The sequence below is a fragment of the Ferrimonas futtsuensis DSM 18154 genome, assembly GCF_000422645.1.
In the GTDB taxonomy this organism is placed as follows: Bacteria; Pseudomonadota; Gammaproteobacteria; order Enterobacterales; family Shewanellaceae; genus Ferrimonas; species Ferrimonas futtsuensis.
Map to the genome: position 1 here is coordinate 49,096 of NZ_AUGL01000021.1, position 18,703 is coordinate 67,798.

Annotated in this window: 17 protein-coding genes; 14 read left to right on the forward strand and 3 right to left on the reverse strand. The window is 58.3% G+C overall.

Annotated elements, in window-relative coordinates; all coding sequences use genetic code 11:
- Positions 1–181 precede the first annotated feature (181 nt).
- The 11 genes from G505_RS21615 (at position 182) to G505_RS0114100 (ending at position 9,586) form a co-directional block, all read left to right on the forward strand.
- Positions 182–1,876, forward strand: coding sequence for an alanine/glycine:cation symporter family protein (locus G505_RS21615; protein ID WP_035385420.1), 1,695 nt, complete (start codon positions 182–184; stop codon positions 1,874–1,876).
- A 174-nt stretch (positions 1,877–2,050) separates the two neighbouring features.
- Positions 2,051–2,371, forward strand: a complete 321-nt coding sequence (locus G505_RS0114055; RefSeq protein WP_028110134.1) for a zinc ribbon domain-containing protein — start codon at positions 2,051–2,053, stop codon at positions 2,369–2,371.
- A gap of 2 nt (positions 2,372–2,373) precedes the next feature.
- Positions 2,374–2,646 (forward strand): YeaC family protein, encoded by a 273-nt coding sequence (locus G505_RS0114060; protein WP_028110135.1) that lies wholly within the window; start codon positions 2,374–2,376, stop codon positions 2,644–2,646.
- Positions 2,647–2,649: 3 nt separating this feature from the next.
- Positions 2,650–3,114, forward strand: coding sequence for a CreA family protein (locus tag G505_RS0114065; RefSeq protein WP_028110136.1), 465 nt, complete (start codon positions 2,650–2,652; stop codon positions 3,112–3,114).
- A gap of 329 nt (positions 3,115–3,443) precedes the next feature.
- A complete protein-coding gene (locus G505_RS0114070; RefSeq protein ID WP_028110137.1) occupies positions 3,444–4,658 on the forward strand; it encodes an EAL domain-containing protein in 1,215 nt (404 codons plus the stop codon).
- 85 nt (positions 4,659–4,743) lie between these two features.
- A complete protein-coding gene (locus G505_RS0114075) occupies positions 4,744–5,169 on the forward strand; it encodes an MAPEG family protein (RefSeq protein ID WP_028110138.1) in 426 nt (141 codons plus the stop codon).
- 124 nt (positions 5,170–5,293) lie between these two features.
- The gene (locus G505_RS0114080; protein WP_035385421.1) at positions 5,294–6,499 is read left to right on the forward strand and encodes a YjgN family protein; all 1,206 of its coding nucleotides are present in this window, start codon (positions 5,294–5,296) and stop codon (positions 6,497–6,499) included.
- Between the two features lie 12 nt (positions 6,500–6,511).
- The gene (locus G505_RS21620; protein WP_051216247.1) at positions 6,512–7,564 is read left to right on the forward strand and encodes a M48 family metallopeptidase; all 1,053 of its coding nucleotides are present in this window, start codon (positions 6,512–6,514) and stop codon (positions 7,562–7,564) included.
- Positions 7,565–7,610: 46 nt separating this feature from the next.
- Positions 7,611–7,952 (forward strand): hypothetical protein, encoded by a 342-nt coding sequence (locus G505_RS0114090; protein WP_028110140.1) that lies wholly within the window; start codon positions 7,611–7,613, stop codon positions 7,950–7,952.
- Positions 7,953–7,988: 36 nt separating this feature from the next.
- A complete protein-coding gene (locus G505_RS0114095; protein ID WP_028110141.1) occupies positions 7,989–8,450 on the forward strand; it encodes a DUF2059 domain-containing protein in 462 nt (153 codons plus the stop codon).
- 176 nt (positions 8,451–8,626) lie between these two features.
- Entirely contained in the window at positions 8,627–9,586 is a 960-nt protein-coding gene (locus tag G505_RS0114100) for an Acg family FMN-binding oxidoreductase (RefSeq protein WP_028110142.1), read from the forward strand.
- Positions 9,587–9,631: 45 nt separating this feature from the next.
- On the opposite strand, the gene ansA is transcribed toward G505_RS0114100, so the two are convergent.
- Positions 9,632–10,642 carry an asparaginase gene (gene ansA / locus G505_RS0114105; RefSeq protein WP_028110143.1) on the reverse strand — a complete coding sequence of 337 codons (1,011 nt, stop codon included), beginning with the start codon at positions 10,640–10,642 and terminating at the stop codon, positions 9,632–9,634.
- A 114-nt stretch (positions 10,643–10,756) separates the two neighbouring features.
- On the reverse strand, positions 10,757–12,589 hold the full coding sequence (sppA, locus tag G505_RS0114110) for a signal peptide peptidase SppA (protein ID WP_028110144.1): 1,833 nt from the start codon (positions 12,587–12,589) through the stop codon (positions 10,757–10,759).
- Between the two features lie 170 nt (positions 12,590–12,759).
- Here sppA and G505_RS0114115 point away from each other — a divergent pair, with 170 nt between their 5' ends.
- Positions 12,760–14,781, forward strand: coding sequence for an NADPH-dependent 2,4-dienoyl-CoA reductase (locus G505_RS0114115; protein ID WP_028110145.1), 2,022 nt, complete (start codon positions 12,760–12,762; stop codon positions 14,779–14,781).
- A 16-nt stretch (positions 14,782–14,797) separates the two neighbouring features.
- Here G505_RS0114115 and G505_RS0114120 read toward each other — a convergent pair whose 3' ends face one another.
- Positions 14,798–16,402 (reverse strand): ShlB/FhaC/HecB family hemolysin secretion/activation protein, encoded by a 1,605-nt coding sequence (locus G505_RS0114120; protein ID WP_157509218.1) that lies wholly within the window; start codon positions 16,400–16,402, stop codon positions 14,798–14,800.
- Positions 16,403–16,634: 232 nt separating this feature from the next.
- On the opposite strand from G505_RS0114120, the gene G505_RS0114125 reads away from it, so the two are divergent.
- On the forward strand, positions 16,635–17,711 hold the full coding sequence (locus tag G505_RS0114125; RefSeq protein WP_157509220.1) for a hypothetical protein: 1,077 nt from the start codon (positions 16,635–16,637) through the stop codon (positions 17,709–17,711).
- A 145-nt stretch (positions 17,712–17,856) separates the two neighbouring features.
- Positions 17,857–18,672 (forward strand): alpha/beta fold hydrolase, encoded by an 816-nt coding sequence (locus tag G505_RS21625; RefSeq protein ID WP_035385422.1) that lies wholly within the window; start codon positions 17,857–17,859, stop codon positions 18,670–18,672.
- Positions 18,673–18,703: the final 31 nt, after the last annotated feature.

Consider the following 18,703-nt stretch of genomic DNA (forward strand, 5'->3'; position numbering starts at 1 on the left):
TTTTCAACGCCGACATCAGGCTAGGATCCTCTGCTGCTGAATGGCTGTTTAACTGGGAAATACCGCTGTTTAGGACAAAAATCGGGTGCCTTGAGCCCTGAGGAGCCTTGTTGATAGGGTAGGGAGGGACAAAACAGATCGGGCCCCGGAAGTGGCCCCGCACAATAATAAGGAAATCGTTTTGCAGGCAATCAATAACTTTCTGTTGACCTTGGACGGGTTTCTCGGTTCCGCAGCCTGGTTCCCCTGGGTGTTGCTGGGCGTCGGCCTGTTCTTTACCCTCTACCTTGGGTTCCCCCAGATCCGCTATTTCGGCCGTGCCTGGAGTATCGTGCGGGGTAAACATGACCACTCCAAAATGGCTGGCGACACCAGCCACTTTCAGGCTCTTTCCACCGCGCTGTCCGGTACCGTGGGAACAGGTAACATCGGCGGTGTGGGTCTGGCCATCTTCTTAGGGGGTCCGGCGGCGCTGTTCTGGATGTGGATGACCGCCTTCCTGGGTATGACCACCAAGTTCGTGGAAGTGACCCTGTCCCACAAGTACCGGGAAAAAACCGACGACGGCACCATGGCTGGCGGTCCCATGTACTTCATGGATAAGGCGCTGAACATGAAGTGGCTGGCGGTGATCTTCGCCCTGGCCACCATTGTCAGCTCCTTCGGCACCGGCAACATGCCCCAGGTGAACAACATCGCCGTATCCATGGAGGCCACGTTTGGCATCGCTCCGGTGGTCACCGGCGGCGTACTCTCCATCCTGCTGGCGCTGGTGATCCTCGGCGGCATCAGCCGCATCGCCAAGGTGACCTCCACCCTGGTGCCTTTCATGTCGGTGATTTACGTCATCGGGGCGTTGGCGGTGATCTTCTACAACATCGAAAACCTGGTGCCTTCTTTTGTGTCGGTGTTCAAAGACGCGTTCACCGGTTCCGCCGCCACCGGTGGCTTCCTGGGTGCCACCTTCGCTTACGCCTTTAACCGAGGGGTAAACCGGGGCCTGTTCTCCAACGAAGCGGGTCAGGGTAGTGCGCCCATTGCTCACGCCGCCGCCCGGGCCGATGAGCCGGTGTCCGAGGGCATGGTGTCCATCCTGGAGCCCTTCATCGACACCATCATCGTCTGTACCCTTACCGGCATGGTGATCCTCTCCTCAGGGGTCTGGACCGAGAAGCACCACAACAGCTTCCAGACCGCCGACGTCGAGTATGTACAGGGCCACTACAGCGATGGCGTCGACGGCGACAAGACCGAGCTGTTTCACTACCTCACCGGTCAGGATTCCAAGGTCAGTGCCTACAACGGCGTCATCGTTGTTCGTGACGGTGTGGCGGTAAATCAGGACTTCACATTGATTGCTGCCCGCTCTGTGGCCGAAGACGTGCGCTATACCGTGAAAGGCTTCCCCTTCAGTGGCAACCTGGAGATTGCCAAGGGTAAGCCGATGGATCTGGATGTGACCATCGAGGGGCGCTCGTTGATTCACTCGGCGGAGTTGACCACCAAGGCCTTTACCCGAGGCTACTTCGGAGAGTATGGGCAGTATGTGGTCTCCATTGGCTTGCTGCTGTTTGCCTTCTCCACGGCCATCGCCTGGTCCTATTATGGTGACCGCGCGGTGACCTACCTGTTCGGCAGTCGCTGGATTCTCACCTACCGGGTGTTTTACGTAGCCGGTTTTATGATTGCGGCGGTGGCAGACACCACCATTGTCTGGAACCTGGCCGCAGTCTCCATTGTCTTGATGACCCTGCCCAACCTGTTCGGCATCCTGCTGCTCTCCAGGGAGATGAAGCAGACGGTGGCCAATTACTGGTCTACCTCCCCCGATGTAAAGGGGCAGGCTGAGGACAAGGCTCAGACACCGACAGAATAGTGCCTCTGTCGGAGTGAAGCGCCGCCTCCCGCAGGCGGCGTTTCTGTTTGTCAGGCTAAACGCTTTGGTCCCGGCCGACGAAACCCTTTACCTTGGAGGTTGGCTCTGTAATAGTGGGCGGCGCAAGACAGCCCCGGCCCGCGCCGGTCAGGGGATAGATGACAAGGAGTGGAAATGGCGTTAATTGATTGCCCCGCCTGTGGCAAACGCATCTCAGACAAGGCGAAAACCTGCAGTCATTGCCAGGTGGTGCTGGATGGTGACAGCGACAAGATTGAATCTGCCCAGCGCATCGCGACCATCAACAAGAAAACCCAACTGATGAATCACAGCTTCCTGGCCCTGCTGGCCTTCGTCGGCGGCTTTGCCCTATGGTTTTGGGGTGGAGAGCAGGCGGCGAACTGGCGCAAGCCTGTGGGTATCGGCATGATGGCCGTGGGTTTTGTCGGCTACCTGGTGACCCGGGTCAGAATCGCGCTGAACAAAAGGGGATAGGCATGGAGTGGCAAAAACTGGCAGCGAATATGGACGCAGAACTGGCGCAGAAGCTGCAAACCGCCGTAGAGATCGGCAAATGGCCTGATGGCACCCTGGTGACCGATGAACAGCGTGAGTCGGCCATGCAGGCGCTGATCCTGTGGCAGTCCAATCATAACCATGAGAATCAGCATCTGACTGTGGGAAAGGATGGGGAGATCAACCACCTCTCCAAAGATGTCCTGAAGCATCAGTTTGATGACAATCAGATCACCCGCCTTAAACCGGAGTAAACCATGAGAGCCTGGATTCTCGCCCTGACGGCCCTGGCCTTGTCGGGTTGCGACAACAACGAGGTGGGGGATGTCTCCCTGGGGCTGTTCACCACCAAGGACATCAAGGTCGAGGTGCTGCAGGACCCGGTAGTGACCGGTGTCACCTGTCACATCTCCAACATCGAAGCGGACCTGGATTTTGCCGATCCCAGCGATATGGGCATCGCCTGTCGACAGACCGGGGAGATCACAGCTCAGATGATCGCGGCCATCGATACCGGCAAGTCTGGCGAGGTGGTGTTTAAAAAGTCTAAGAGTGTGTTGTTCAAGAGCTTGAAGATCAGGCGCATTTTGGATCAGAAGACGCAAACTTTGCTCTACATCGCCTACAGCACCAAAGAGACCAAGGGCAGTTATAAGCACTCGCTCTCCACCGTGCCTCTGTGGGGCACCAAGGCGTACAAACCCGCCGTCACTCAAGACTGAGTTCAGGGACCCACAGGGTCCCTTTTTTATTCAAGCTTGATGGAATGTGCTTGAACCCTATTTGTGTGCTGTGACTGGTAATAATGGGGAATATTACCTTCCTTGTCACTTTTTATATTAGTTTGGCTTAAAACTGAGATCTTCGTACTTTCGATTGCAGAATTCAGAAATTAGAGTTTCACATGAGCTTGGTAGAGCAGATTGCAACTCATTGAAGTTGCACGTGATAGGTAACAATTGAAGGTGCTCTTCAGTTCAGATGCCAAGGATATTGGGCATAGCAACAAGATCAGTTCTGTTTTCTTTGTCACCAACCACCGGACATCTATATGAGCGCCAGGGCAACAACAAGACGCGATCTGGAAAGCGCGCTGCACAAGCGGGAGTTTGAGTTCTACTACCAGCCAAAGGTTTCCATGGTTACTGGCGAGATCTGCGGTGCCGAAGCCTTGATCCGCTGGATCAAATCGGACGGCACGGTGGTTCTTCCCGGGGCCTTCATTCCCCAGGCCGAATCCAACGGATTTATTAACCGGCTGACCCTGTCTATGGTCAAACGTATCATCGACGATATTGGTCAGATCAACAGGGAAAACAAACCGCTTCCCATCTCCTTTAATGTTTCCGCCCATGACTTTCAGAACCGAAAGCTGGTGAAAGTGCTTTTGGAAGGGATTGAACGGGGAGAGATCATCCCGGAACAGCTGGAGATTGAGCTGACGGAAACCGTGGTGCTCAATGAGTGTCCGGTAGTGATAGAGAATCTGAACAAGCTCAAAAGCATGGGTATTCGCCTGGTGATGGACGACTACTGTCGTGGTTTTTCCAACTTGGGGACGTTGGCACGCTGGCCTTTCAGCACCATCAAGATCGACAAGTCGATCATCAGCCAGGTAGAGGCGTCCGAGAAGGAACTCTCTATCGTTCAGTCCAGCATACAGATGGCCCATAACCTGGATCTGGAGATCGTTGCAGAAGGGGTGGAGACCGAGTCGTGCTATCGGCTCTTGCAAAATACCGGCTGCAGTGTGGCCCAGGGCTACTGGATCAGCCCACCTCTGCCACTGAACCACTTTCTCACCTTTCTGCAGGAAGGGCGTCATTGGCCATCTCAGCTGCTGGGGATGTTGCACATGGCCCAACTGGACCATATTCAGTGGCGTAAAGCGGTCATTGACAGCGTCTACAACCTGGGTTTCATCAGTGATACGAGTACGTTGAGTTGGCCCGAAGCCCACCACACCCAATGCCGCCTGGGAAAGTGGCTTTATGGCCCGGGTCGCTGCTTTTCAAACACCATCTGGTTTAACAAACTGCACCAGAGTCATAAGGATCTTCATCAGACACTGTCTGAGCTGATGGTGGCGGTGGACGCCGGGCAAACGGGCAAACCCCTGGTGGACCTGATGCGAAAGCTGTCTCGCCAGTCGGACCTGGTGATGCAGATGCTTCATGAGCTGGAACACTATCTGGTTGAACAGCGTCTTATCAGGGAAGACAGGATCGAGTTTGAAGGGCTGGCGGTGGTGTCGACGGCCAGATAACGCTTTATACGGCGGTCAGGTTGAAACCTGTGTTGAGCTGTGAGTTACTGAGTCCTTCAGTTTACTAGTTCGACAGGACGTCGATATGTCCCAACCTTTTCCTCTGCTTGGCCCTATCGTGGCGCTGATCTCCTGGTCCCTGATGATGTGGCTGTGGATGTACTTCACCCGAATCCCCGCCATCCTCCAAACCGGCATGACCCTCGATCCCAATGTCCCCAGGGGGGAGCAGATGGACCAACTGCCACCGTCGGTCCGCTGGAAGGCCGACAATTACAACCACCTGATGGAACAGCCGACCCTGTTCTATCCCCTGGTGATCGCCCTGGTGTTGATGGAGCAGCAGGGCGGATTGGTGCTGGCACTCGCCTGGAGTTATGTGGTGCTGCGAATAGTACACAGCCTGGTGCAGGCCCTGAACAACAAGATAGAGCTTCGGTTCGCGGTCTATCTGCTGTCCAACATCCCCCTGTTTGCACTGACCGCCATTGCCGTGGTTTCTCTCATGTGACAAATACACTGATTTAATTAAATATATTGAGATCACCTCCCCTTTATCTCACTAGTGGATGCAGGTAGATTAGGGCGCAGAAATTTATTGTCTCCAAATTTGGAGAAGGGATACGAGAGGCCAGATGGAACCTAACTACGACAACTACAGCCTGGACGAACTGATCGATGCCTTGAGCCAGCTGGATGAGAACGCTTTTCCGCAACGGGCCGCCCGCCTCCAGCAGCTGATCGGCGAGAAACATCGGCAGCAGAGCCAGCTGGTTGCCGAGAGAGAGTCAACCCTGAGCAAACAAGCCAAGAAGGCCCCGTTTGAGTTTTCCGGTAACGGTGGCGACTATTTTAAGCTTTGGATCGTCAATCTGCTGCTGAGCATCGTCACCTTGGGGATCTACAGCGCCTGGGCCAAGGTTCGAAATAATCAGTACCTGTTGGGACACACCAAACTGGAGGGGCACAGCTTCCGATACCTGGCCAAGCCGATGCAGATCCTCAAAGGGCGATTGATAGCCGTCGCGGTGCTGATCGCCTTTTCCGTCCTGTCTCAGTTTTTCCCCATCGCCGGCATGCTGTTCAGTTTGGCTCTGCTGGTCGCAACCCCCTGGCTGATTTTGCAGGGGATGCGTTTTTCCATGCGGATGACCGCCTACAAGAACGTGCGCTTCTCCTTCGAGGGCAGCTATTTCGGCCTGTTGGCGACCTTTGTGCTTCTGCCCATCGTTGGCGCCTTTACCCTGTATCTGGCGATGCCCTGGGTGTTCAAGAAGATGGACCAGTATCTCTACAGCCACACCACCTATGGCGGCAAGCGTTTCGAAGTGAACACCTCCAGCGGCAGCTACTACAAAGCCTCCTTCGCCGGTCTGGGGTTGGGCTTTGTGCTGTTCATTGCCCTCTTTACCGTGCTGGGAGTGGGCGAGGGTTTTGCTAGCTTCAACGCCGAAGGCGAGCCGGACTTCCAGCTGATACCCATTCTGATGTTTTACGCCGGCGCCTTCCTGGTCAGCTTTATGGTGCGTGCCCTGTATCAGAGCATTGTGCTGAATCACCTGATTGGCGAGACTCAGATTGAGGGTGTGGTCACCTTCAAGCCCGAGATTAAGACCGGCAGTTATATGAGAATGATGACCATCAATGCGCTGATGCTGGCCTGCACCCTGGGGCTGGCCTATCCGGTTACCCAGGTGCGCAAGCTCAAGTACATGACCAACGCCATTGGCGTCATGCTGCTGCCTGGTGCCGATGCCCTCACCAACACCGTTGGCGAAGGGGACTCCGCCTTCGGTGAAGAGGCGGCGGGTCTGTTTGACCTTGATCTGTCCATCACCTGATAGGCCTGGTCAATGAGCCTTCAGATAGAGGGGGTCTACCTGGCCCCCGGAAGCAGTCAAAGCCAGAAGGGGCGGGTCGAACTGGTTCAGGAAGAGTTGAGTCTCTACCTTGAGGGCAGCAGTGCCCCACACAGGTGCTGCGACCTCGATGATTGTGAGCAGGGGGAAGTGCTGGCCGGGTTGGCGGTGGAGCTGCGCTTTGCCGACGGTGGCCTGTTTACCCCGGACGACGTCCGGTTTCGCTGGCCACAAACCTCCGGCGGTCAGCGAGCCTTGCATTGGCTGGAGGGACACTGGAGCGCAGTGTTGGCCGGGGTACTGGTGGTGCCCCTGTTTTTGTGGGTGATGGTCACCAAGGCTCTTCCGGCCGCGGCCGATGCCTCAGTGTCGCTGTTGCCCGATGCGGTGCCGCGCCAGCTAGGCGAGCAGACACTCTATCTGCTGGACAAGACCCTGATGGACCCCAGTGAGCTCAGTGAGACGCAACAAGAACGGGTACGAGGTCAGTGGCAACACGCGTTGCAGCAGTTGTCATTAGACGGCAGTGGCTATCAGCTGTTGTTTCGCAGCAGCAAAATGGGCGCCAATGCCTTTGCTTTGCCGGACGGCACCGTGGTCGTCACCGACGAGATTGTCACTCTGATGGAGCCGGCGCCCAACGCCCTGACGGCGGTGCTGCTCCATGAAATCGGCCATGTGGAACATCAACATGGCATGAAGCAACTGGCCCGGGCCACCGCCAACAGCATGTTGTTCGCCATGGTATTGGGGGACATCGAAGGGGCTGGCGAGGTGGTCATCGGTGCGGGTTCCAGCCTGATCAACAGCGCGTTTTCCAGGGATATGGAGTCCGAGGCGGACCATTTTGCTCATCAGCAGCTCAAACAGCTTGGATTGTCACCGGGGCATTTTGCCGCGGCCATGCGTTTGCTGGCTGAAGCTAATCATCAGAGCCTGGATGAGGGGGGCTCGGGGCACTGGACCCAGTATCTGAGCAGCCACCCCGAGACCCTGGAGCGAATACACGCGGCAGAGGATGCCGCGGAAAAACAGGACGGGCAGTAAGGCTTTGCCCGATTCACCCTGGCATAACTCAGAAGAGGGAATTTCAATGGCTGAGACCATGTTCGTTGCAACTGAATTTCGTGTAGAGAGCCGAAGCCGCCGTACTACGGCCGAGGACGCCGATGCTCTCTGGGGTGGTCGGCGAATACCCAGGAACCAGGTCAGGCATGAGACTGCAGAGCAGCGCTCGGATTGCCGCATCGACGGCGACGCCCTGGCACAGCGAGTAAATCAGGCGATCGAGTCCCTGCTGGCCAAGGGGTTGACCATCGTTTCGGTCACCCCGGTGATCTCCGGTCGTCATGAGGTGCAGACAAGCCTGCTGCCAACGGACGTAGCCGGTTACGGCTTCAGTTACACCGAAGGCGTGCTGATTGTGGCGATATGACGACCACACCCAATAGACCCCCTTAATGGAGAGATGATGTACCCTTCTTTTATCGCCACTGTGTTGGCCACGGCGATGCTTGTCGTCTTGCCGGCCAAGGCGGACACCCACCTGAAAGTGGCTCATGAGATGCTGGACGCCATGGGCGCGAAGCGCCTCACCAATGACAGTCTGGAGATGGTGCTGGATCTTCAGGTGAGTGCCAATCCTGAGATGGCGCCTTACCGGGAGACCCTCAAGGCGTTTTACTTCAAATACGCCGGGTGGGATAGTGTCAAAGAGGAATACGCCGCGCTCTATCAGGAAACCTTCACCGAGGCCGAGCTTCGACAACTGACCCGGTTCTACCGCACCGAGGTCGGGCAGAAGATACTCAGGTTGCAGCCGCAGCTGATGGAAGAGGCGATGAGAATAGGGGAGCGGCGACTGGACGAGAACCTCCAGGAGCTTCAGCAGAGGGTTCGAGAAAGGGAGCAGCAGTTGAGCCGGTCTCATTGAGTAAGCCTGGGATTTTGGTCGCTTTTCTTTTGATATAAGGGCGGAGCTTATTCTGGGAATGGTTTAGAACAGGATAATTACGCACAGAGTGAAAAAAGATGTTTTACTTATAGTTAGCGACCGGGTTCAGCATCTGTGGCCAGGTTGCGCCTGTAGAGTGAGTTGAGGAGGGGCTTATGGATAAACAGACCGCACGTCAGATGGTCCACAGTGCGATGTTGGCGCCCTCCAGCCACAACAGCCAACCCTGGCGCTTCCGGCTTCACGAAAACGCCATAGAACTGTTTGCAGACCGCTCCCGGGCCTTGCCGGTCAATGACCCAGAGGATCGCGAACTGCACATCAGCTGTGGTTGTGCCCTGATGAACATGAGACTGGCGGCCGCCAAAGCCGGCATTGGCCTCAAGGTAGAACTGCTTCCCCAACCCGACAACCCCGACCTGCTGGCCAAAGTGGTGCAGAGCGCCCCCGAGGAGGAGCAACCGCTCCTGGCTCAGTTGGCCGATGAGATCCCCAGCCGCCATACGGTGCGCAGCGATTATGAACCCGTATCTGATGCCGGCGATCTTATCTCCGACCTGCGTCAATGGGCCAGGCTCGAAGGCGTTCAACTGACTGCGGTGTCCAGTGAGGTCCAGCGCCAGCGAATCGCCGGCTTGGTGGCCCAGGCTGACCAGACCTTGTGGTCAGATCCCGCCTGGCGACGGGAACTGGCACGCTGGATGTTGCCACCGAACCGGGGAGAGGGACTGGCAGTGTCTGCGCTCTGGTCGCCCTTTGTTCGTACCATGATTCGCTGGTTTAATCTTGGCTCTTTGATGGCCCGTAAAAGCACCAAGCTGGTGGACCGGGCGCCGCTGCTGCTGGTGCTGTCCAGTTGCGGTGACGGCCCCAGGCAGTGGCTTGAGACAGGCCAGGCTCTGCAGACGGTGTTGCTTGGCTGCTGCCAGCGGGGATATCAGGGCTCCTTCCTCAACCAGCCGGTACAGGTGCCCACCCTGAGAAACCGGTTGTCCAAGATCACCGGGCTGGCCTCTCCCCAGATCCTGCTCAGGGTAGGGCGCCCGGTTGAAAAGCCGATCGCCTCTCCCAGACGCGCCCTCTCCGGCATGCTGGACCCGGTCTCAAACCGATAAAAAACAGCCCTCGTCCTGAGGGCTGTGTTGTTTGGTGCAACTCGGTCAGCGACTCAACTCGCCTCTCAGGCTCTGCTCCATCGCGTCCAGCCGCTCGTCGAAGGTCATGGGCTGGCTCAGCAGGAAGTGAAGCTTGGCCAGGGCGGCTTCCGTGGTCATATCGAATCCGCTGATCACGCCCGCCTGTGACAGGGCATTGCCGGTGGCATAGCCGCTCATGTTCACCTTACCCTGCAGACATTGGGTCAGGTTGACGATGATCACCTCCCGTTTGCGGGCGTCCTTGAACAGATCCAGCAGCTCAGGGCGTTGGGGAGCATTGCCGACGCCGAAGGAGAGCAGGATAAGCGCCTTGACCGGCTGCTGCAGGATGTTGCGAATCACCTCGGAGGAGATCCCCGGGTACAGGGTGACCACGCCGATCGGCTGAGGGGTGATGGGGTGTACTTTGAGTGGTCCGGCGGATTCCAGCAGAGTCACCCCGGGCCCGCACTGAATGTGAATCCCCGCTTCCAGCAGCGGCGGCAGATTGGGGCTGGCAAAGGCATCGAAACCGTCTGCGTGCACCTTGGTGGTTCGGTTGCCACGGAACAGCTTGTTGTTGAAGAACAGGCAGACCTCGCCAACTGGGTGTCTGGCGGCCAGGTACAGCGCGTTCAGCAGGTTGTGCTGGCCGTCGGAGCGCAGTTCGGCAAAGGGGATCTGCGAGCCGGTCACCACCACAGGTTTGGTCAGGCCTTCCAGCATGAAGGAGAGGGCGGCGGCGGTGAACGCCATGGTGTCGGTGCCGTGAAGGATGACAAAGCCGTCAAACTCGTCGTAGCGTGCCTCGATGTCGTTGGCAATGTGCTGCCAGTCTTCCGGGGTCATGTTGGCGGAGTCCATCAGATCGGCGTATTCGCTGATCTCAAATTCCGGCATCTCCTCCCGTTGAAACTCAGGATTGGCCTTGACCCGCTCGGTGAGGAACCCGGCAGTGGGGGCGTAGCCCTGATCGGTTTTCTGCATGCCGATGGTGCCGCCGGTGTATGCGATGTAGATCCGTTTTTTTGTCATTGTGCTCAAAGGGGTAGGCCAGGATGGCCGGATTATAGGATGTGGGACGTGGGAGTGCAAAAGGGCCTCCCGAAGGAGGCCCTCACATCTGTGTTTTTTGAACGTTGAACCGGCTTAGAGCTCGCTGCACTCCAGGCACAGCATGTAGGCGTTCTGAGGGTCAGACAGTGTCAGTTGCTGCTCGAGGGGACCCAGCAGAGTCTGTTTCACCATGCCCATCAGCTTGCTGCTCTCGGACTGAGGCAGCTCGACGGAGGCGTTTTTCAGGATCTCCTGGATGATCTGCTGCTCCGGGCTGAGCTCCTTCTCGATGAGAATGGTGTCGTAATCGCTGATGCCGGCAATCTCGGCGGCGCCGGCGACGGCGTCATCCAGACTGCCCAGTTCATCCACCAGGCCCAGCTCTTTGGCGGCGGTGCCACTCCAGACCCTTCCCTGAGCCACTTCGTCCACCTTCTCCACCGGGATGTCACGGGCGGTGGCCACCAGGTTGATGAAGTCGGCGTAGCCCTTGTTCAGGTTCATCTGCATGATGCGCTTGAAGGAGTCGGGCAACGGCTTGAACACGTTCAGGCCGGCCATCTCGGTGGTGCCCACACCGTCCAAGTTGACGCCCACGGCCTTGGCGGTCTCTTCAAAGGTCTGAATCATGCCGATGATGCCGATGGAGCCGGTAATGGTGTTGGGCTGAGCGTAGATGCGATCCGCGTTGGCGGAGATCCAGTAGCCCCCGGAGGCCGCCACGGAACTCATGGAGGAGACCACGGTCTTGCCCGCGTCTTTCAGGGCCAGAATCTCCTGACGGATCTGCTCGGAGGCGTAGACGCTGCCACCGGGGCTGTCGACGCGGATCACCACGGCTTTCACCTGATCGTCTTCTCGCGCCTGACGCAGCAACTTGGACATGGAGTAGCCGCCAATGGTGCCCGCGGGCTGGTCACCCGGCACGATGGGGCCCTGGGCGATGATCACCGCCACCTGATCGCGACCTGGCAGGTGGACTTCCGGCATCATCTGGGCGGCGTAGTCCTGCCAGGAGACGCCGTTGAACTTGCTCTCGTCGTCGGATTTGGCACCGAAGCGCTCAAACATCTGGTCTCGCATCTCAACCGAGGTCAGGGTGCTGTCGACCAGGCCGTTTTCCAGGGCATATTGGCTGAAGTCGCCGTCCACTTGCTCCAGGGCGGCTTCCAGCTGGTCCAGATTACGGTCCAGCAGGCCTTCGGCCAGGGTACGGTTGGCGTTGACGGTGGCCTTGTACTGGCCCCAGATGTCGTCCAGCAGGGAGAGGTTGGCCTCTTTGGCGGGCTCGGACATCTCATTGAGGTAGTAGCTTTCGGCGAAAGACTTGTATTTGCCTACCCGAAACAGGTGGGTCTTGACCCCCACCTTGTCCAGCAGGTCTTTGTAGAACAGGCGGTACATGCCCATGCCTTCAATGGCCACGGTACCGGAGGCGTTCAGTTGAATCTCATCGGCGTAGGTGGCCAGCAGGTAGGGACCTTGGGTGTACCAGCCGGACTGGGCAATCACTGGCTTGCCGCTGTCGCGGAAACGGCTCAGGGCCTGGCCCACCAGCTGCAGCTTGGCGGTTCCGCCATAGACGCCACCGGGGCGCAGCACGATGCCGGCGATGCGATCATCCTCTGCGGCGGCTTCGATAACGTCGATGAGTTCCTCGAGGACGATCTCCTGCTCCTTATCGCTGCCGCCGGCAACCATCTCGAACGGATCCATCTCCCTGGGCTGCTCAACCAGTTTGCCCTCCAGATTCAGAATCAGGGCTGCCCCTTGAGGAACCTGAGGGACCTGGTCCTGGCTGATCCCCACCACAATGAGGGCGAGGAAGCCGAAGAACACCAAGTTTAGTATCAGTCGTCGAGTGCCGTTGATCCCTGCCCAAATAAAGCCGAGCAGTCGGATCGGCCATGCGCGTTTCTGAGACATGCGTATCTCTATCCTTAAACTATTGACCTACTTATATTACAGATGCCCTGCATCCATGTCAGATTGCAATTGTAAGGCTTTTTAATCCGCCTCCCAGAACAAGGTTGTGATCTTGATCACTCCGGGGTAATCTGAACACCAGTTTTAAATGGATGTTTAAGGTTTCTGTCATGAGTTTCCCCCACATGCTAGCGCCCCTGGATCTGGGCTTTACCACACTGAAAAACCGAGTGCTTATGGGCTCCATGCATACCGGCCTGGAGGAGGAGAAGGGCGGCTTTGACAAGCTGGCAGCCTTCTACGCCGAACGTGCCCGTGGGGGAGTGGGCCTGATTGTCACCGGGGGGATCTCCCCCAACTTCCGAGGCCGCCTGGCCCCCCATGCCAGTCAGCTGAGCTTCCCCTGGCAGGTGTCCAAGCACCGCAGAATCACGGATGCGGTGCACGCGGAGGATGGCAAGATCTGCATGCAGCTTCTGCACGCAGGTCGCTACGGTTACCACCCGTTCAGTCTCTCTGCCAGTGCCATCAAGGCCCCTATTACACCTTTCAAGCCGCGCCAGATGAGCCTGAGACAGATCCGCGGCACCGTAAAGGATTACGCAGCGTCGGCCAAACTGGCTCAAAAAGCGGGTTACGACGGTGTCGAGGTGATGGGGTCCGAGGGCTATTTGCTGAATCAGTTCCTGTGCAGTCGCACCAACAAGCGTAAGGATGAGTACGGCGGCGACATTCAGGCCAGGGCCAAGTTTCCCCTGGAGGTGGTTCGCGCCATCCGCAAAGAGGTGGGGGAGGAGTTCATCATCATCTTCCGCCTCTCCATGCTGGATCTGGTGGACGGTGGTAACGACTGGGAAGAGGTGGTGCAGCTGGCCAAATGGCTGGAGCAGGCGGGCGTCACCATCATCAACACCGGCATCGGCTGGCATGAAGCGCGCATTCCCACCATCGCCACCAGCGTACCCCGGGCCGCCTTCACCTTCATCACCGAGCGCCTGAAAGGCGAGGTGTCAGTGCCCCTGGTGGCCACCAACCGCATCAACACCCCGGACGTGGCGGAAACCATTCTCGCCAGTGGTCAGGCAGACATGGTGTCCATGGCCCGGCCGTTGCTGGCGGATGCCGAGTTCGTCAACAAGGCTGCCCGGGATGAAGCGGAAGACATCAACATCTGCATCGGCTGTAACCAGGGTTGCCTGGACCATACCTTCTCACTCAAGCGTGCCACCTGCCTGGTGAATCCCTTTGCCTGTTACGAAACCGAACTCAAGCTGGAGCCTGCTAGTTCCGGTAAGAGCGTGGCAGTGATCGGTGGTGGCCCCGCCGGCATGGCCAGTGCCTGCTATGCCGCCGAGCGGGGCTTTAAAGTGACCTTGTTTGAGCGTGACGCCGAACTGGGCGGTCAGTTCAAACTGGCCAGCAAGATCCCCGGCAAGGAGGAGTTCAAGGCGTCCCTGGATTACTTCATACAGCGACTGAACCGTCTTGGGGTGGAGCTGTGTCTGGGCCGCGATGCCGATGCGGACACGCTTCAGGCCTTTGACCACGTGCTGCTGGCCACCGGCGTGACCCCCCGAATTCCCGACCTCGAGGGCGTGGACAACCCCAAGGTGGTGACCTATCAGCAGGTGCTCAAGGGCGAAGCCGAAGTCGGCAAGCGGGTGGCGCTGATGGGAGCCGGAGGCATTGGCTTCGACATGGGGGAATACCTGTCTGAAGCCCATGAGTCTGCCACCTTGCACCCTCAGGTGTGGTTGAAGCAGTGGGGGGTGGACCCCGATTACGTGTCCGGTGGCGGCCTGACCGACAGGGACAGCACCGCCTTCGAATCGGCCCGTGAGATCACCCTGCTGCAGCGTAAGGCCAGCAAGCCCGGCAAGGGCCTGGGTAAGACGACCGGCTGGATCCACCGCACCGTGCTCAAGGATCGTGGCGTCAAGATGCTGGCCGGGGTGGAGTACCTCAAGGTGTCCGATCAGGGACTGCACATTCGTCACGATGAGCAGGAGAAGCTCATCGAAGTGGATACCGTGGTGCTCTGTACCGGTCAGGAATCCAACCGCGCCCTGGTGCCCGAGCTGGAATCGCGCCAGATCCCCTATGTGCTGATCGGTGGCGCCGATGTGGCGGCCGAGCTGGACGCCAAGCGGGCCATTCGACAGGCCGCCGAAGTGGTGGGCAGCCTGGCTTAACCAGAGTCACCAACGATCAGAAATAGGCGCGCACCTGCAGCCGCCATTCGAGGTTGTCCACCCCTTGCTGATCGGTGATGGGGTGGGACAGGTCCATATGGATGACGTTGTTGCTGGAGTGTGAGGCATAGAGGCGCAAACCCAGCCCCACGCTCTGCAACAGCTCATCGTTATCCTGCTGATAGGGCGTGTCGCCATAGGTCTTGCCCAGATCCCAGAACGCCACGCCGCCCACTTCCACAATCTGATACCAGGTGAGCCCCGGGTAGTAGCGCAGTTCGTTGCTCATCAGCAGGCTGTGCTCGCCGTGCTGGAACTGCACCGGATAACCGCGCATGTCGGTGTCACCGCCCAGGGCCACGGGCTGGTCCAGGTACTGGTTGTTGCTCGCCACCGCATCCACCTTGTTGTACCAGCGCCAGCGGCCATTGATGTCGACGAACAGCTCATTGCGGATATTGAGCAGGTAGCGGTAGCTGTCCTCATCCACGGGCTCACTGTCGAGCACCATACGGTAGAACCAGCGGGAGTGGTCGGTCAGGTGATGCCCCTGGGTGAAGGCCCCGGCGAGCACCAGTCCCTGATTCTCAAAATCCCAGCCGGCGCGCAGCCAGGCGGCGACGCCGAAGTTGACGTCCTCCACCTTGTTGATGAGATAGAGGTTGAACACCTCATCGAAATGATCCTCCAGGTACTCCACCTGCAACCAGCCCTGCTGCTGCTTGCGGTTATCCGGGAGCAGGGTGGTCTCGGGAATGGCGCTGAACTGACGGTCCTCATAGGTCAGTCCCACCCGGTATCTCAGCACCTTGTCCCCCTGCAGTCCCCTGGACCAGCCCCAGGAGCCAAGGAGGGCGCGCAGATCCACGCCAAATTCATTGATGTCCTCGCCCCCCTGCTTAATGGTGTCCTCCCGGGTCTCGTTGTCCCAGTCCATGTAGGTGGCCCATTGAGTATTGAGGGAGTAGAAGGGGCGCTCGATGCGCAGGCGGGTGCGTTCGCCGTCGTCGGAGTCCACCAGGGTAATGCGCCCGGTCAGGTGTTTGCCCTGAAACAGGCCGGTTTCCAGGTCGAACACATAGCCGGTACGGTCAGTCTCATTGAAATACGCCAGTTCGGTGTGGGCGCCATAGCCCAGCAAATTGCCCTCAATGATGCCAATGCCGAACTTGGACTCGCCCCCCTGGCGGCTGAAATCGAATTTGGGCAGCAATGTCCAGGTGTCCCAGGTTTCCACCTGCACAACCTGTTCGTCGCTGTCCGCGGTCTCATCCTTGACCGTCACCCGGGCACTGCGGATGTAGGGTAACTCCCTCAGGTGTCGCTCCACCTCGTACAGGCCATAGGGATCGCCGCACAGATCAAAGCCCTGAATCTGGTCTTCAATGGTCACCGGTTTGGTGATGATGTGGAAGCGGTTGGCCCAGTCGTGCAGCCAGGTGAAGCCGGGCTCACCGGGGGAGAATACGTTGTATTGAATGGTTTCGACCCGGGCGGGATGGCATTGATGATCACGTTCTTCTGGTGTTTCCCGGTTTTCTGATGGCGCGGCAACGGCCCCCTGGCCAAGGAGGGCCAGAAACAGCAGGTAGGTGGACACAGGGCGCGGCGTCAAAGGCATCTTCTCCTTGGAGAGGCATGGAATAACTATCGTCGTAAATCGCAGAAATTGCCAAATTTCAGTAGCTTTGTTGGTTGCTTTAGCGCATCTTCAGATCTAAGGCCACCAGGCCCCGGATGACAGTGCCAATGCCTGTTGCAGCGCTGAATGGGCAGATTTTGCACTGACAGAGTCGCCGGATTTCGATACCCTTGAAGGGTTGTAACGCCAATCGGATTTTTTGGGACCGGATTTGAAAACCCTCTTTTGTGTGAAAGGGCAAGACAGCCCCCTACGCTTTGCTGCCATTCTAGGCATGTCTCTGGCCGGCGGTGCTGCCGTAACCAGCCTGTTTCTGGGTGCACCTGTGGTGGGCCGCTACCTGGCGCTGGTACTGGCGCTGCTGCTCTATCCGGTGATTCGCGCCGCCACGGTACGCCGGGCTCAGGAGTGTGCCGCCAAAGGCTGGCCTCTGGTGCTGCCTGTGGCCATGACCCTGGTGTTTATTGCCGCCGTTCCCTATCTTACCAGTGGCGCCGCCATGTTGCTGCTGGTGCTGTGGGCCGGTGCCGTGGCTCAGTTGGCCTTAAGACCGGCCAGCCGCGCCCAGGACAGTGTTCAGGTCAATGGCTATCGCGGTCCCATGGTGCAGTCGGTGGCCACTTCGGTTAACCGTAACCGGGTCGAGCCCTCCCTGGCCGGCGATTCGGCGCCTGCGCCGCAGCAGCCGGTGCTGGCGGAGGAGAGTGACGATCTGCCGGACAGCGTCAGCCTCTATCTGTCTCTGTGGCGTGACAGCATGAACCTGTCCGCCATGCCGATGGCGGCCAAGGGCGCCCTGGTACTGGTGCTGCTGTCGGCCCTGATGGCGCCGGTGGCCCCGGGTATTCTCTCGGCAATGATGGCTCCGGAGCCGCAAGTGGTCGAGACCGCCCAACCCGAAATCGTGGAGCCGCAGCGCCCCCGAGCCGAGGCGATACTGAAGATGCCCGACAGCTACTGGCTGTGGATGACCAAGGGCGCACTGACCATACGTTGGCAGGGGGATGAAACCGCCGCAGGCCAGGTGTGGGATTACGCCACTGCCGAAGGGGACGCCAGTTGCGCCGAGTTGATGTTCAACGACGACAGCGCCTATCGCCCCTACCGTGTGGATGTGGAGGCAGACAGCTACTTCATGGCCAACTTCTCGCCCCTGGACACCCAGATCATCATCAAGCAGCTGGCTCGCCGAGGCAGCTTTACCCTGTGCGGCTACGATTTTAGCCTCAAGGGCTCGACCAAGGCGCTGAAGAGTCAAAGCTACTTCGAGTGGTACCTGAACCAGTAGAGTTGTGATCATGCAGAGAAAAGGCGCCAATTGGCGCCTTTCTTGTAGGGAAAGTCGTCCGACCTATAGCTTTGACTAAGATCACGGAAATCCTGCCCATACAAAAATAGAGTATATACTCTAATTGTTGTTGAGGGCACGGAAGATGAAGGAAGTCGTTAAGGTAAACCAGGTGGATGTCCATGTGGAGGGGGAGGGCGAGGAAACCATAGTGATGATCCATGGCTGGCCCGACACCCACAGGCTTTGGGATGGTCAGGTGGAGGCGCTCAAACATCAGTTTCGCTGCGCCCGTTTTACCCTACCAGGCTACGACCCGGTCCACACTCGCAAGCTGTATACTCTGGAAGACCTGGTGGCCCAAATAGCAGCCATCGTCGATGCCGTCAGCCCGGATAAGCCGGTGACCCTGATGATCCACGACTGGGGCTGCATCTGGGGCTACCAGTACTACCTGCGCCATCAGCACCGGGTCCGGCGCATCGTGGCGGTGGACATTGGCGATGCCGGTTCCAGGAACCATCAACTGCCCGCCAAGGCTAAGCTGTTTGCCTTCGGCTACCAGATTTTCCTGGCGATGGCCTGGCTCATTGGCGGCACCATGGGCGACGCCATGACCCGCAAAATGGCCAGCTGGCTGAAGGCGCCCGGCCACCCAAAGTCGATTCATAGCGGCATGACCTATTCGTACTGGTGGAAGTGGGGCCGCACCTTTCGCAACATCCCTCTTGGGAATCTCCCCCTCAAACTAGAGTGCCCACTGCTGTTCCTCTACGGCTCCAACAAGTCGGTCAGTTTCCACTCCGAGGCGTGGGAGAAGGAGATGGCGGCCAAGCCCGAAAACCGGATTGAAAGCTTGGCTACTGGCCACTGGGTGATGACCGAAGAGCCCGCGCGCTTCAACCAGGTGGTGGTGGAGTGGTTGACTGAGCCAGCCGTTCAGCAGGAGAACCTGGCCTGACCCCAAGGTTTCAGGGGCGCTTCGGTGCCCT

Excerpts from the sequence above, each read along its gene's own strand:
- G505_RS0114055 (WP_028110134.1), top strand. The coding sequence starts at position 2,051 with ATGGCGTTAATTGATTGCCCCGCCTGTGGCAAACGCATCTCAGACAAG.
- G505_RS0114060 (WP_028110135.1), top strand. The coding sequence starts at position 2,374 with ATGGAGTGGCAAAAACTGGCAGCGAATATGGACGCAGAACTGGCGCAG.
- G505_RS0114065 (WP_028110136.1), top strand. The coding sequence starts at position 2,650 with ATGAGAGCCTGGATTCTCGCCCTGACGGCCCTGGCCTTGTCGGGTTGC.
- G505_RS0114070 (WP_028110137.1), top strand. The coding sequence starts at position 3,444 with ATGAGCGCCAGGGCAACAACAAGACGCGATCTGGAAAGCGCGCTGCAC.
- G505_RS0114075 (WP_028110138.1), top strand. The coding sequence starts at position 4,744 with ATGTCCCAACCTTTTCCTCTGCTTGGCCCTATCGTGGCGCTGATCTCC.
- G505_RS0114080 (WP_035385421.1), top strand. The coding sequence starts at position 5,294 with ATGGAACCTAACTACGACAACTACAGCCTGGACGAACTGATCGATGCC.
- G505_RS21620 (WP_051216247.1), top strand. The coding sequence starts at position 6,512 with ATGAGCCTTCAGATAGAGGGGGTCTACCTGGCCCCCGGAAGCAGTCAA.
- G505_RS0114090 (WP_028110140.1), top strand. The coding sequence starts at position 7,611 with ATGGCTGAGACCATGTTCGTTGCAACTGAATTTCGTGTAGAGAGCCGA.
- G505_RS0114095 (WP_028110141.1), top strand. The coding sequence starts at position 7,989 with ATGTACCCTTCTTTTATCGCCACTGTGTTGGCCACGGCGATGCTTGTC.
- G505_RS0114100 (WP_028110142.1), top strand. The coding sequence starts at position 8,627 with ATGGATAAACAGACCGCACGTCAGATGGTCCACAGTGCGATGTTGGCG.
- ansA (WP_028110143.1), bottom strand. The coding sequence starts at position 10,642 with ATGACAAAAAAACGGATCTACATCGCATACACCGGCGGCACCATCGGC.
- sppA (WP_028110144.1), bottom strand. The coding sequence starts at position 12,589 with ATGTCTCAGAAACGCGCATGGCCGATCCGACTGCTCGGCTTTATTTGG.
- G505_RS0114115 (WP_028110145.1), top strand. The coding sequence starts at position 12,760 with ATGAGTTTCCCCCACATGCTAGCGCCCCTGGATCTGGGCTTTACCACA.
- G505_RS0114120 (WP_157509218.1), bottom strand. The coding sequence starts at position 16,402 with ATGCCTTTGACGCCGCGCCCTGTGTCCACCTACCTGCTGTTTCTGGCC.
- G505_RS21625 (WP_035385422.1), top strand. The coding sequence starts at position 17,857 with ATGAAGGAAGTCGTTAAGGTAAACCAGGTGGATGTCCATGTGGAGGGG.